Source organism: Actinomadura macra NBRC 14102, assembly GCF_001552215.1.
Lineage (GTDB): Bacteria > Actinomycetota > Actinomycetes > Streptosporangiales > Streptosporangiaceae > Spirillospora > Spirillospora macra.
In genome coordinates this window covers 80,248-93,724 of record NZ_BCQT01000009.1, presented here as the reverse complement: position 1 = coordinate 93,724, position 13,477 = coordinate 80,248, and the positions used below count along the sequence as shown (strand labels likewise).

Annotated in this window: 10 protein-coding genes; 6 read left to right on the top strand and 4 right to left on the bottom strand. The window is 73.0% G+C overall.

All coding sequences use genetic code 11. From position 1 onward, the window contains the following. The first annotated feature begins 102 nt into the window (after positions 1–102). From AMA02S_RS14325 to AMA02S_RS14315, 3 genes are read left to right on the top strand one after another with little or no spacing between them, the layout of a single operon-like run. Positions 103–1,101 (top strand): sugar ABC transporter substrate-binding protein, encoded by a 999-nt coding sequence (locus AMA02S_RS14325; RefSeq protein ID WP_218004964.1) that lies wholly within the window; start codon positions 103–105, stop codon positions 1,099–1,101. After that, positions 1,098–2,150 carry an ABC transporter permease gene (locus AMA02S_RS14320; protein ID WP_067457771.1) on the top strand — a complete coding sequence of 351 codons (1,053 nt, stop codon included), beginning with the start codon at positions 1,098–1,100 and terminating at the stop codon, positions 2,148–2,150. The genes AMA02S_RS14325 and AMA02S_RS14320 overlap by 4 nt, the downstream gene beginning before the upstream one ends. Beyond that, entirely contained in the window at positions 2,147–3,001 is an 855-nt protein-coding gene (locus AMA02S_RS14315) for an ATP-binding cassette domain-containing protein (protein WP_067457768.1), read from the top strand. The genes AMA02S_RS14320 and AMA02S_RS14315 overlap by 4 nt, the downstream gene beginning before the upstream one ends. 70 nt (positions 3,002–3,071) lie before the next feature. Here the strand turns inward: AMA02S_RS14315 and AMA02S_RS44125 are convergent, their stop codons facing one another. From AMA02S_RS44125 to AMA02S_RS14295, 4 genes are read right to left on the bottom strand one after another with little or no spacing between them, the layout of a single operon-like run. Continuing rightward, positions 3,072–6,344 carry a coiled-coil domain-containing protein gene (locus tag AMA02S_RS44125; protein ID WP_084265142.1) on the bottom strand — a complete coding sequence of 1,091 codons (3,273 nt, stop codon included), beginning with the start codon at positions 6,342–6,344 and terminating at the stop codon, positions 3,072–3,074. After that, positions 6,341–6,997 (bottom strand): DprA-like winged helix domain-containing protein, encoded by a 657-nt coding sequence (locus AMA02S_RS14305; RefSeq protein ID WP_067457765.1) that lies wholly within the window; start codon positions 6,995–6,997, stop codon positions 6,341–6,343. The genes AMA02S_RS44125 and AMA02S_RS14305 overlap by 4 nt, the downstream gene beginning before the upstream one ends. Then, positions 6,990–7,649 (bottom strand): hypothetical protein, encoded by a 660-nt coding sequence (locus tag AMA02S_RS14300; protein ID WP_245667528.1) that lies wholly within the window; start codon positions 7,647–7,649, stop codon positions 6,990–6,992. Before AMA02S_RS14300 ends, AMA02S_RS14305 begins: the two co-directional genes overlap by 8 nt. Continuing rightward, on the bottom strand, positions 7,646–8,866 hold the full coding sequence (locus AMA02S_RS14295) for a hypothetical protein (RefSeq protein ID WP_084265141.1): 1,221 nt from the start codon (positions 8,864–8,866) through the stop codon (positions 7,646–7,648). Before AMA02S_RS14295 ends, AMA02S_RS14300 begins: the two co-directional genes overlap by 4 nt. Positions 8,867–9,065: 199 nt before the next feature. On the opposite strand from AMA02S_RS14295, the gene AMA02S_RS41700 reads away from it, so the two are divergent. From AMA02S_RS41700 to AMA02S_RS14285, 3 genes are all read left to right on the top strand, one after another. Then, entirely contained in the window at positions 9,066–11,624 is a 2,559-nt protein-coding gene (locus AMA02S_RS41700; RefSeq protein WP_067457763.1) for an ATP-binding protein, read from the top strand. A gap of 82 nt (positions 11,625–11,706) precedes the next feature. Further along, positions 11,707–11,976 (top strand): response regulator transcription factor, encoded by a 270-nt coding sequence (locus AMA02S_RS41695; RefSeq protein ID WP_439951595.1) that lies wholly within the window; start codon positions 11,707–11,709, stop codon positions 11,974–11,976. A gap of 270 nt (positions 11,977–12,246) precedes the next feature. Then, on the top strand, positions 12,247–13,431 hold the full coding sequence (locus AMA02S_RS14285; RefSeq protein WP_067457760.1) for a class I adenylate-forming enzyme family protein: 1,185 nt from the start codon (positions 12,247–12,249) through the stop codon (positions 13,429–13,431). Positions 13,432–13,477: the final 46 nt, after the last annotated feature.

Sequence of the window (13,477 nt, the reverse complement as noted above, 5' to 3'; positions counted from 1 at the left end):
GGAAGAATGGGCGCGGTGCCGCCAACTATGATCAACTCCTCCAATTGACCCGCCCACTCCATCGGGGAGAAACGGAGAGCGTTCGATGAAATGCAGCTTCCGATGAAGAACGTCGCAGGGCGCAGGCCGTCCACGAAACTCATGGTCCTGGCGGCGACGGGGGTGCTGGCACTCGGCGCCTGTAGCGGCTCGGGCGGCAAGAAGGCGGAGGAGAGCGCCAACGCCGCGCCCGGCGCCGGGCCACGGCTGAAGATCGCGATGGTCACCCACTCGGGTCCGGGCGACACTTTCTGGGACATTGTTCAGAAGGGCGCGAAGGCCGCCGCCGCCAAGGACAACGTGGAGTTCCTCTACTCGGCCGACCCGGACGGCGGTAAGCAGGCCCAACTCGTGAAGGCCGCCATCGACAAGAAGGTGGACGGCATCATCGTCACCCTCGCCAAGCCCGACGCCATGAAGGACGTGCTCGCCCAGGCCACCGCCGCGAAGATTCCGGTCGTGTCGATCAACTCGGGGGCGGGCGAGTCGGCGAGGCTCGGCGCGGTCGCGCACTTCGGGCAGGACGAGTCGATCGCGGGCGAGGCGGCGGGCCGGGAGCTGGCGCGGATCGGCTCGAAGAAGGCGCTGTGCGTCATCCACGAGCAGGGCAACGTCGGGCTGGAGGACCGTTGCGCCGGGGCGGGCAAGACCTTCGGCGGCGACCTGGAGAACCTGTTCGTCAAGGGCACCAGCATGCCGGAGGTCAAGTCGTCCATCACGGCGAAGCTCCAGGCCGGCAAGGACATCGACGGCATCCTCACGCTCGGCGCGCCGTTCGCCGCGACCGCCGTCGACTCCGCCAAGGAGGTCGGCAGCAAGGCCAGGATCGGCACGTTCGACATGAACAAGGAGCTCATCGCCTCGATCAAGGCGGGTGACATCTGGTTCGCCGTGGACCAGCAGCCCTACCTCCAGGGCTACGGCGCCGTGGACGAGCTGTGGCTGCTGAAGACCAACGGCAACGTTCTCGGCGGCGGGCGCCCGGTGCTCACCGGTCCCGCGATCGTCACCAAGGACAACGCCGCCGCGTTGGAGGCGTTCGCCCAACGGGGGACCCGGTGACACAGACCGTGGCGGAGCCGCCCGTCACCGGCTCCGACGAACGCCTGGCCCGGCGGTCGCCGCTGTGGCGGCTGCTGGGCCGTCCGGAGCTCGGCGCGCTGCTCGGCGCCGTCGCGGTGTTCGTGTTCTTCTCGCTCGTCGCGGACGCGTTCCTGCGCGCGAGCTCGTTCTCGACGGTCCTGTACGCGAGCTCGACGTTCGGCATCATGGCCGTCGGCGTGTCGCTGCTGATGATCGGCGGTGAGTTCGACCTGTCCGCCGGGGTGATGGTGACCAGCTCGGCGCTGGTCGCGGCGCTGACCGCCTACCAGCTCACGCTGAACGTGTGGGCGGGCGTCGCGATCTCGCTCGTGCTGACGCTGGCGCTCGGCGCGGTGAACGGGCTGCTGTACGTCAACACCCGGCTGCCGAGCTTCATCATCACCCTCGCCACGTTCTTCATGCTCGCGGGCCTCAACCTGGGCGTGACCAAGGCGATCACCGGCAACGTCGCGTCCGACTCCGTCCGGGACATGGACGGCTTCGGCTCGGCCCGCGCGGTGTTCGCCTCCGATGTCGGCGTCGGCGGCGTCCAGGTCGAGATCACCGTGTTCTGGTGGCTGCTGCTCGTCGCGGTCGCCACCTGGATCCTGCTCCGCACCCGGATCGGAAACTGGATCTTCGCGGTCGGCGGCGACGCGGGCAGCGCCCGCGCGGTCGGCGTTCCGGTGACCCGCACCAAGATCGGCCTCTTCATGGGCGTCGCGTTCTGTGCCTGGATCTCCGGGATGCACCTGGTGTTCGCCTTCGCGACCGTGCAGTCCGGCGAGGGCGTGGGCAACGAGTTCTACTTCGTCATCTGCGCGGTCATCGGCGGCTGCCTGCTGACCGGCGGCTACGGGTCGGCGATCGGAGCCGCCATCGGCGCGTTCATCTTCGGGATGACCAACAAGGGCATCGTGTACGCCGAGTGGAACCCGGACTGGTTCAAGTTCTTCCTCGGCGCGATGCTGCTCATCGCCACCGTGGTCAACCTGATCGTGCGTCGCAGAGTGGAGCGTTCGGCATGACGGACGGGAAGACGGGCGGGAGGGCCGTCCCGCTGGTCAGGCTTACCGGGGTCGGCAAGAACTACGGGACGGTCCTCGCGCTGCGGGACGTCGACCTGGAGGCGGCCGCCGGCGAGGTGACCTGCGTCCTCGGCGACAACGGCGCGGGCAAGTCCACCCTGATAAAGATCATCGCCGGGCTGCACCGGCACGACACGGGCACCTACGAGGTCCAGGGCGAGCCGGTGTCGTTCGGCTCGCCCCGGGACGCGCTCGACCGGGGCATCGCCACCGTCTACCAGGACCTCGCGGTCGTCCCCCTGATGCCGGTCTGGCGCAACTTCTTCCTCGGCTCGGAGCGGCGCAAGGGCTTCGGGCGCCTGGACATCGGCTTCATGCGCGCCACCACCCGCGCCGAGCTCGGCGCCATGGGCATCGACCTGCGCGACGTCGACCAGCCCATCGGCACCCTGTCGGGCGGCGAGCGCCAGTGCGTCGCCATCGCCCGCGCCGTCCACTTCGGGGCCAGGGCCCTGGTCCTGGACGAGCCGACCGCGGCACTCGGCGTCAAACAGGCCGGGGTCGTGCTCCGCTACGTCGTCCAGGCGCGGGAACGGGGCCTCGCCGTCATCTTCATCACCCACAACCCGCACCACGCCTACCCGGTCGGGGACCGGTTCCTGATCCTCAACCGCGGCCAGAGCATCGGCTACCACACCAAGGACGAGATCACCCGAGAGGAGCTCACCGCCCTGATGGCGGGCGGTGCGGAGTTGGAGCAGCTGGCGCACGAACTGGACGCGGCGGGTTCCACGGCGGCCGCAGGGCGGCTGGCAGCGGAGGCCGAGCGCCTCGGCCTCACCGACGACTAGGGAGGGCGGCCGGTAGCTGCCGGAGCGGCGTGCCCCGCGCTTGACGCCGAGCCCGCCCCGCGGCCGCTCCTCAGACCGGTCCCGGACTCTCTCCTGCCGTCTCCCCGGCCGGCTCGGTCCGCGCCGCCGTCATCAGCTCCGCAAGCTTCCGGACACGCGGCTCGTGCTCGTCGTAGCCGACCACGACCGGCGGCTCGTTGTAGGGCATCGTGTCGGACGAGCGGCGCAGCTTCACGTACTGCCCGCACGCGTCGATCGCGTACGGCTCCATGTCGTCCTGGAGCGCCCCGATCACGGTGATCCCGTGCGTCTCGCCGATCTTGCGGAACAGCGCGACGGCCTCCTTGCGGTGCTCCTTGCCGAGGTTGCGGCCCAGCTCGTCCAGGACGAGGCAGAGCCGCCCGCCGCCGGAGCTCGCCAGCGCCGCCGCGCACACCAGCTTGACGGCCTTCTCGTCCATCAGCGCGGTGTTCGCGCGCCGGTTGTAGGGGACGTAGCGCTGCCCGTCGGAGCGGCGCCACTTCGGCGTCACCCGCCAGCGCCACTCCTGCTCGGGGTCGCCCGGCTGCTCGGGCGTGGGGAACTCCAGCGTCGCCCCGTACCCGCCGTACGCCACGTCCAGCTTCTCGAACTCCTCCGACACCCGCTGGAGTCGCGCGCGGATCGCGGCGGTCAACGCGGTGCGATGCGCCTCGGCGGCGCCCGCCGCCTCCCGCGCGCCCTTCTGCGCCTTGTCCAGGTCGGCGCGGCGCCCCGACAGCTGCACCTCGATCTGCCGCCGCTGGTGCCGCTCGTAGTCCTCCTGCTGGCGCAGATAGCCCTCCATCGCCTTCACCAGCCGCGGGAACGTGGCCTGCTCACGGTCGGTGCGGCGCCCCTCGCCCTCGGCGCGCTCGCGCAGCAGGAAGCGCGTCTCCTCCGGCATGTCCTCATCGGACGGCCCGTCCGGGAACACGCGACGCAGCGCCTCCGACAGGTGCTTCTCGGCGGTGTGCCACCATTCGGCGGGCGTCCAGGTCGCCTCGTCGTCGTCCAGGCCGGCGAGCCATTCGGCGGCGCCGTCGCGCGACCCGCCCCAGTCCTTCTCCAGGTCGTCCAGGCCGAGGGCGGCGCGCTTGTCCGCCAGCTCGGACGCCGCGCGCCGCAGCTTGTCGCGCTCCCGGTCGTGCGCCTCTTTACGCCCGCGCAGCCGATCCACCTCCAGCGCGCGTGTGTCCGCCTTCGCCTGGAGCCTGCGCAGCGCCTGCTCCGCCGACCCGAGGCGCGGCCCAAGCCGGGACTCGCTGCCCGCGAGCTCCTCAAGCCGCTCGCGCAACTCCGTCATCCGTCCGCGGACGTCGTCCAGCTCGGCGGACGCACGCGCCCCCGCGAGTCGCCTTCCCGCGAGCGTCACGTCGGCGGCGGCATCCGACGTCGTCTGCCGCGCTTTCTCCAGTGCCTCGTTCGCCGCCTCCAGCGCCGCACGGGCGGCCTGCACCCGCGCGACCTTCCCCGTGACGGCCTCGGGGAACCCGCCGATGATGACGACGGCCTCGTTCTCCAACGACGTGAAGAAGGCGCCCAACGGCCGATCGCATTGGACGCCCCGTGGGTGTTGCGCAGCCGCACCCGCATCCGTCGGGCCGGCCTTGGTCGCCGCGGCGCCGGCCGACTCGGCGTGGGCCGGGACGATCATGGATCCGGGCAGGTCCTTCAGAGCACCCGCCGCCGCGTTCAGATCGGCGGTGCCGACGACGACGGCCTCTCGATAGGGCCACAGGGCGGCCTCCCATCGGTCCCGGACGTCCTCCGCCAGCTCCACCGCGTCCAGCAGCCCGACCGCGGTGATCCCGGCGGCGGCCAGCGCCCGGAGCTGCGCGGGCGCGCTGCTCTCGCCCGCCTCGGCTTCGGCCAGCGAGCGCTCGGCGCGGGCGACCGCGCCCCGCGCCATACCGAACTCCTGCTGCGCCTCGTCGCGGCGCGCCTCGGCCTGGGCCAGCTCCGCGCGCGCGGTCGCGCCGTCGCGTCCGTCCGCCTCCCGCTGCCGCTCCTCCAGCGCCGACACCTGCCGGCGCAGCTCGTCGAGTCGGTTGCGGGCGACGGCCTTGTCCGCGCCCAGCTTGTCCGCCTGCCCCTTGAGGTCGGCGAGCGCCGCGTCCGCCTCGCCGAGCCGGGCGTCCAGCGCGCCGCCGGTGAGCTGCTCGATCTCCCGGTCGGCCGCCTTCGCCGCGGCCGCCAGTTCCTCGCCCTCGGCGCGCAGCCGCTCCTGCTCGGCGGCGTGCGCGGTGTCGGCCTCCGCCGCGTCCACCAGCAGCCGCGCCTGCCGCGTGCGCCAGTGCCGCAGCGCCGCCGCCACCTCGTCGCGGGCCCGGTCGCGACGGTCGAACGTCCTCAGCAGCGCCGCCGCCTCGCGCTCCCACTCGGCCAGCCGCTCGGTGGCCTCCGCCGCCTTGGCGCGCTCGCGGTGCTCCTCCGCGCGGGACTTGCGCTCGGCCTCCAGCTCCCTGTCCAGCCCGGTCAGCGCCGCGATGGCGCTGAAGATCCGCTCCGGGCCGATCTCGTTCAGCGGCTGGGACAGCAGGTTCGTCGCGACCTTCGACCGCACCGACGTCGACAGGAACGACACGCATCGCACCTGCCCCCCGTACAGGACGCGGCCGAGATCCTTGGCGACCAGGTCCCGGCGGCCCGCGCTGCGCGGCAGACCCGCCCACAGCCGGTCGGCGAGCGCCACCCGCCCGGCCTCGGACGGCGCCGACGCCAGCCACACCCCCCGGCGCCACCGGATCTCCAGATGCGGAGCGTCCACGTTCACGCGAAGCCACACGGTGACGGCGGTCTCGCCGTCCGTCCCGGCGTCGGGCCCGGCGTCGGGCCCGGTGGAATTCTCGTCGTCGGACGTCTCGTCGGTGTGCTCACCGGCGCCGTCCCCGCCAGCGGACTTTTTGCCGTTGGATCCACCATCGGCGGTCACGCGAGATGGCGTCTTGCCGGGCGGCTCCGCATAGTCGAAGACGCCGACGATGTAGCCGTGGTCGGCGCTCGCCCAGCGGCTGTCTCCCTGCGCCGCGAGCTCGGCGTTGAACAGCAGCTCCGCCACCGCCCGCGCGCCGGACGCGAACCGCCACTGCTCGTCCCCCAGGAGCGCGGTGATGGCAGCGATGAACGACGACTTACCTGCGCCGTTGGAGTCCTTCGGCCCCTGACCGGCCACCACTATCAGCGTCCCCGGCACGGTCGGCACCGGATGCGTCGACAGCCGTGAGATGTTGACCGCCTGCACCGCCACGAGCGTCCGGTCGCCGACGATGTTCTCGGCGTCGCGCGCGGGGCCTGGCACCAGCGGTTCGAGGACGGCCGTCATCTGTTCTCCCCCTGATCGCGTTCCCGTCCCCGGCGGCGCGCCCGGATCGCCGCGGCCAGCGGCGAGTCCGGCCCGGCGGCGAGGATCAGTTCCTCCTGCAGGCGGCGCCGCGCCCCGGCCGTCAACCGGTGGAACTGCGGCCCCGGGACGAAGCCGCCCGCGTCGTCCGCGCCTGCCTTGACCTGCGACACCAGACCGGCCAGCCGCAGCCGCCGCAGCGCGGCCTCCAGTTCCCCGACCGGGAGCTGTGTGCGGCGGCGCAACTCCTCCAACGGCGTCGGATGCGGCGACAGCCACGAGTCGTCCGCCAGCAGGCCCGCCGCGCGCGGGATCGCCACCGAGTGGATCAGCACCAGCGTCAGCACCGCCCGTTCCTGGACCGGTGGGACGCACGCGGGGTCCGCCGCCAGCTCCGCCGCGACGTCGTCGCGGTAGCCGGAGATCCACCGGGTCTGCTCCGAGCGGACCAGCGTCCGCCCGCTCAGCGCGAGCATCCCCTCGACCGTCCGCCGCAGCGCCGGTTCCCGCAGGGCCGCGAACCGCACCTCCGGCACCGGCTCGGCGGCGTGCTCCACCGCCATGTACGCCGCGACGACCTCGGCCCGCCGCCGCTCGTCGAAGGACCGCAGCAGGGGCTCGAACACCTCACTCATCCAGGTCCTCCGGCAGGTTATCCACAGTTGCCGAAGTCGTGGCCGCGGGGCCCGGACGGGAGGGAGACTCTGGTTCAGACGAGGAATCCGGTGCCGAGGGGGGCGACGATGCGGGTGGTTCGGGGAGACGGCGCAGCAGGTCACGCAGGGACGCGAGCGACTGGTCGGCCCACAGGGCGACGCGGGGGCCAGAACGCACCGTGCCGGACGGCTCGTCCAGGAGAAGCCAGCCGGTTTCTGCCAGACGGCGCAGTTCGCCGGTCGCCCACCGGCGGGCGAGATCGGCGTCACCGCGCGACATGCCCGCGTAGACCTCCAGGACGTCCGCGACCTTCGCCGGCGTTCCGGGCCAGGGGGCATCGTCCAGACGTGTCCAGCAGCAGCGAAGCACGGCGGCGAGCACGCGGCGGGCCTGCCCCGCGCGGTCCAGCGGCATCGGCGCCGTCTCGTACTCCTCCAGGACGGCGGGCGTGGCGCCGTCCGGCCAGATGGGCAGGAGCCATACGTGCGTGCCGTCCGATACTCCGTTGGTGCCGGCGGGCATGGGCTCTGACACGGCCGTCGCCGGAGTACCCAGGACGCGGGCTCGGGCGCGGGCCATGGCCTGCGGGTTCACGCTCACCGGCTCCACGCTCACCGGCTCTTCACTCACGGGGTCGCCCTTTCGAACCAGCCGGGGGACATCCAGGTGGGGGAGCCCTCAAGGCGGACGGTCAGGCCGTCCGACCAGACGAGCCGGTAGGGCAACTCGGGATGCAGATGCACGGAGGACAGGTCCGCCAGCACGCGGCGCGCCGTCACCCAGTCCCGTGCGAGGACGTCCTCCACCGCGACCCGGTCGCGGCCGCGCAGGGTCTGCTCGGCGATCTCGCGAAGTCGCTCCACGGTGGCGCTGTCCGACCCGGTGTCGTCCGACAGCCCGGTGTCGGGGACGGACGGGCGCGGCGGGGCGGGCCGGGCGGGGGTGGCGCGCGGGCCGTCCTCGACGGCCGTCACCACGGCCGACGGTTCATGCCAGGGCGCCGCCGCGTCGAACACGAACCCGTCCAGCACGGCCGCGAGGTCCTCGCGGGAGGCGGTGCGGGCGAACGTCCGCCAGGTCTCGGGCGGCAGCAGGGTCAGGTTGCGGGTCGTGCCCGCCGAGTCCGACAGCCGCGCCGCCGCCCGGCGGGACGCGTCGCCGTAGGCGTAGATCGCGGCGCGCAGGTCGGTGCAGGTGCGGTCGAGCTGCGGCCAGCGGCGCAGGATTGCGCCGTGCAACCGCTCGGCGCGCAGCAGGATCTCCTCGGTGCCCCACAGCTTCGGCGCCTGCTCGCGCAGCTCCTCGATCGTCCCGTTCGTCAGGGTGACGAGCTCGACGCTCCACAGCCGGAAGGCGCGGGCGAGGCCGTCCGCCCCGTCCCGTGCCTGCTCTGGCGTCATGCGCGGGTCGGCCACGTTGAGCTGCTCCAGGGCGAGGAGCCGATGCATCTCGCTCTGCCCGCCGTCCAGCATCATCCGCCGCACGAACATCAGCCCGACCACGCTGGTGAACGACGCCCGGTAGCGCAGCTGGTTCGGCTTCGGGAACACCTCGCGGACCGCGCCGAGCCCCTTCAGCACCCGCAGCCGATTCTCGAACACCTCGGGCGGGTAGCGGCGGCACACGTACCGCATCTGCTCGCGGCTCAACCCCTCTTCGCCCGCGTCGGCGAACGCGGCGAGAAGGGTCTCGGCGACGTCCACCAGCTCGGGATCGTCCACGACGGCGCCGCTGTCGCGGGCCAGTGCGGCGAACATCTGCCGGTACACGCCCAGCACCGCCTCGCCGACCAGCGCGTCGTCCAGGCTGGCGGCCGTACCGGAGCCTTTCTCGGAGGTGGGGGACACGGCGCACTACGGTACGGCCCCGTGGCCGCCAAGGTGGAATCGGCGGGCGCGGGCCGGGGAATCAAGACCGCGAAACGGCGGACGCGACACGCACAGCGATGCGACACTCACGCTCTAGAGTCACGGGACGTCGCGGGCCCCGCAAGGTGCACCGGGTACAGAACGCACCGGGCCGGGCCCTTCGGACACGGCAGGGAGCATGACAGCGCTGAACACCCCCGCGAGGACCAACCTCCCGGCGGAGCCCAACGCGTTCGTCGGTCGCGACCGCGACGTGCAGGACCTCGTCCGGCTGCTACGGGACATGCGGGCTGTCACCCTGTGCGGTCCCGGCGGCATCGGCAAGACCAGGCTGGCGCTGCACGTCTCCCACGCGATGGTCGCCGCCCACCCCGAGGGCGTGTGGCTGGTCGAGCTGGCCGACGTCCAGCCGGGTGGGACGCCCGAGCCGATCGCCCGGCGCGTGGCCGCGGTCCTGGACGTGACCGAGGAGGACGGTCGTGCCCTGGCCGAGACGCTCGCGGACGCACTGCACGGGCCCTCGGTGCTGCTCGTCCTGGACAACTGCGAACACGTCGTCGAGGAGTGCGCGGCGCTGACCGGGATGCTGCTGGCGCGCTGCCCGCGGCTGCGCGTCCTCGCCACCAGCCGCGAGCCGCTGCAACTGCCCTGCGAGAACGTGTGGCGGGTGCCGCCCCTGGAGCCGGACGACGCGGCGCGGCTGTTCGTCGAGCGAGCCCGTGCCGCGCGCCCCGGATTCGACCGGACGGGCGCCGTCGAGGAGGTCACGCGCGCCCTGGACGGGGTGCCGCTGGCGCTGGAGCTGGCCGCCGCCCGAGTGCGGGTCCTGTCGGTCGAGCAGATCGCGCGGCGCCTCGCCGACCGGTTCCGGCTGCTGAGCGCCGGCGACCGCTCGGCACCGCTCCGGCAGCGCACGCTGCGCGCGGCGATCGACTGGAGCCACGACCTGCTCGGCGACCCGGAGCGGATGCTGCTGCGCCGCCTGTCGGTCTTCGCCGGCTGGACCCTCGACCAGGCCGAGCACGTCTGCGGCGACGACGCCCTGGACACTGGCGAGATCCTCGATCTTCTCACCGCACTGGTCGACAAGTCCCTCGTCGCCGTCGCGGGGGAGACGGCGGGCGAGGTCCGGTTCCGGCAGATCGACAGCATCCGCGAGTACGCCGCCGAGCGGCTGGACGCCGCGGGCGAGGACGCGGCGTTCCGACTCCGCCACCGGGACGCGGTCCTGGAGGCCGCCGAACGGCACGGCGAGATCGCCGTCGCGGAGATCCGCGCGTCCTGGCAGGAGCGGGTCGCCCTGTTCCGCCTGTACGACGCGGAACTCGGCAACGTCCGCGCCGGGCTCTCCTGGTCCCTGGAGCACGGCGACATCGAGGAGGGCCTGCGGATATGCACCGCCCTACGGACATTCTGGATCGTCCGCGGTCGGGTCGCAGAATGGGCCGAGTGGACCGACCGGTTCCTCACCCGGGGTCCCGCCCTTCCCGCCCGCGTGCGCGGCGCCGGCCTCGCCGGCCGGGCGCAACTCGCCGCCGGCGGCCGGGACTTCGCGCAGGCGCAACGGTACGCCGAAGAAGCGCTCGCCCCCTGCCGCGCGTCCGGCGACGACTTCATGACCGCGTGCTCGCTGATCACGATCGCCGAGGCGCTCACCCGCGCCGGCCGCACGGCCGACGCCGTCGCCCGGCTGGACGAGGCCGACGCCATCGCCGCCGCACCCGGCCAGGAGTGGAACCGCGCCTACTCCCTGGCCACCCGCGGCTACCTGCTGATCCGCGGATCGCGCCGCCGCGAGGCCCGCGACCGTCTTACGGACGCCGCCGCGATCATGCGGGACATCGGGCAGCTCTGGGGCGCCTCGCACGCCATGATCGGCCTCGGCCGCCTGGCGGAACTGCGCGGCGACCACGACGCGGCGCGCGGTCACTACGCCGAGGTCCTGCCGATCCTCGCCGAGATCGGCGCCCGCCCGGAGATGGCCCGCGCCCTAGCCGGCCTTGGCCGAGTCGCCCTGGAGCGCCAGGACGCCGCGGGTGCGCGCGAGGCCCTGGCACAGAGCCTTACCTTGAGCCGTTCGTCCGGCATCCGCCTGGACGTGGCCCGCGCCCTGGAGGCGTTCTCCGACCTCCTCGCCCGCGAGGGCGACCCTCGCGGCGCGGTCCTGCTGGCCGCGGCCGCGTCCGCCCTGCGCGAAGCCGCGGGCCGGCACCCCGGCGCGGGCGCCCGCAGGGAACGCACCCTCGCCCCGATCCGCCGCAAACTGGGCGACGCCCTCGTCACCCAGTTCTGGGCGGAAGGGTGCGCCATGCCCGCCGACGACGCGGTCGCCTACGCCCTTCACCCCACCGCGCCCACCGCAGTAGCAGGAGGACCGTCCACCACACCAGAGCAGTCCCCCGCCCCCACAGTCCCCTCCGAGGAAACGCCACCGGTCAGACTCACCGGCCGGCTAGACGAAGCCGCGTCCGGTTCTCTCACCCCTCATCCACGAGAGGCGCCCCAGCCGACCCAGCTCGCCGGGCGAGAAGGCGATGCTGCCTCTGGTTGGCTTCCCTCCGCTCGAACCGGGGAGACGGCGCCGGGTGGACTCGTCGAACCGGAGGGGCGTGCTTCTCGCGGTTCTGGTTCCCCTGTCTCGTCTGGTTCTGTCTCGTCTGGGGGGGGTGGTTTCGGATCGAGGCCCCGGACGAGAAGGCGCTGTTGCCGCTGGTTCGTCTTCTTCCGTTCCGTCTGAAGGGACGGCGCCGGGTGAGTTCGTCGACCAGGAGGGGTGTGCTCCTTCTGGCTCTCTTTCTGCTGGTGGGGCGGCACCGAGAGTGCCCGCCGCGCGGGAGCCTGCCCCCTATCCGCAGGCGTCCTCGCCTTCAGCGGCCAAGCTGGGGGCGGGTCTGCTCACCGCCCGAGAGCGAGAGGTGGTCGCGCTGGTCGCGCGGGGGCTGAGCAACCGCGGTATCGCCGAAGAGCTGGTGATCAGCCCCGCGACCGTCGCGCGGCACGTCACCAACATCCTCACCAAACTCGGCTTTTCCTCACGCGCGCAGGTCGCCGCCTGGGCGGTCACCAACGGGCCGACGAGAGATCTCTGACGCGGTCTGTAGCCGGGCGCGGCCAGAGGCACCGAGCTGGTGGTAGTGCTCCAGTGGTTTCGTGGAATGCGTTGATGGCGATCTGATCTGTCTCGAAGTGGGCGATTTGAGAGCGCCTGACCATGCCGGTCATCGGTTGCGCCGGTGGTTCACCGCCGGTCGACACTGATTGCTGGCCTGCTGTGTACACGGTGCGGGCGGTGTGAATACGCAGTCGTTTGCTCGGTTCAGGGCATGTCTCGGAGGAGGCACCGATCTAGCCTCGGCGGCATGATCTTCTACGGTGTCGGTGTGGCCTATCCCGTGGTGACGGTGACGGAGGCGGTCCTGTGTCCGGGCCGCGCGTCCGGGCGGCGCGCGGTGGTGGACGGGGTGTCCGGCCGCTCCATCACCCATGCCGCGCTGGCGGACGAGGTCGCGCCCGCGTCGGCGGCGCTGACGGACAGCGGCATAGGTCCCGGTGATGTGGTGGGTTTGCACCTGCCGGACGGTCCCGAGTTCGCGGTCGCCTTACATGCGTTGCTGGCCGTGGGTGCGGTGCCGCTCCCGCTTCGGGCGGCGGATCCGGCCGAGCTGCTGGACAACGCGGGGATGCGGGTCATGATCGCCGGGTCGGGGCCGGCCGACAGGCTCCTGACGGTGGCGAGGGCGGCCGGCGTGGAGAGGGTCCTCGGTCTCGGTCTCGGTCTCGGTGGCCGGTCCGGCGCCCGGACCGCGGCGCCGAACGTCCGGGCCGATCCCGCGCACGACACCGCCCTGGCCGTCCGGGCCGGAAACGGGCCTCCGCGTGTCGTGCGGCTGACACACGCTGAGGTCGTCGCGGGGCTGGTCCGCGTCGCGGAGGCGGGCCTGATCGGGGGTGATGACATCGTGCTCACCGCGCTGCCGTTCGCGAGCGCGATCGGGCTGAACGGCGTCCTCAACCCGGTGCTGCGGCTCGGCGCCACCGTCGTCGCGCTCCCCGAAGCGGGCCGCCATGACCTGCTGCGGGCTATCCAGGACCACCGCGTCACGGTGGCCGTGCTGCCGCCACCTCTCGTGGAGGCGCTGGCCCGCGGACGCACCGCCACTCACTTCGATCTCGGGTCCCTGCGTGCCGTCGTGGCCGCCGGGGGGCCGCTCGCCGCCGAGGACGCGCGCGCGGCGGCGGCGCGGGTCGGGTGCCCCGTCCGCAGGGCGTACGGGGTGGCCGAGGCCGCCGGGATCACCCATCTCAACCTGTGGGCCGACGAGGAGGGCGCGCTGGACTCGGTCGGGCGCGGGCTCCCGGGTGTGTCCTGGCGGATCGTCCACCCGCGGACGCGCGCCGTCCAGCCGTCCTACCGGCGGGGCGAACTGTGCGTGCGCGTCCCCGCCGCGGCCGAACCCGCGCGGTGGGTGCCCACCGGCGACGCGGCCTTCGCCGACGACCACGAGCGCGTTTTCATCCTCGGGCGGCTCGGCCCGCGGTCGTGAGCTACACACGTGCCTACACACTTCTTCGGATGTGGTCCGCGATGCG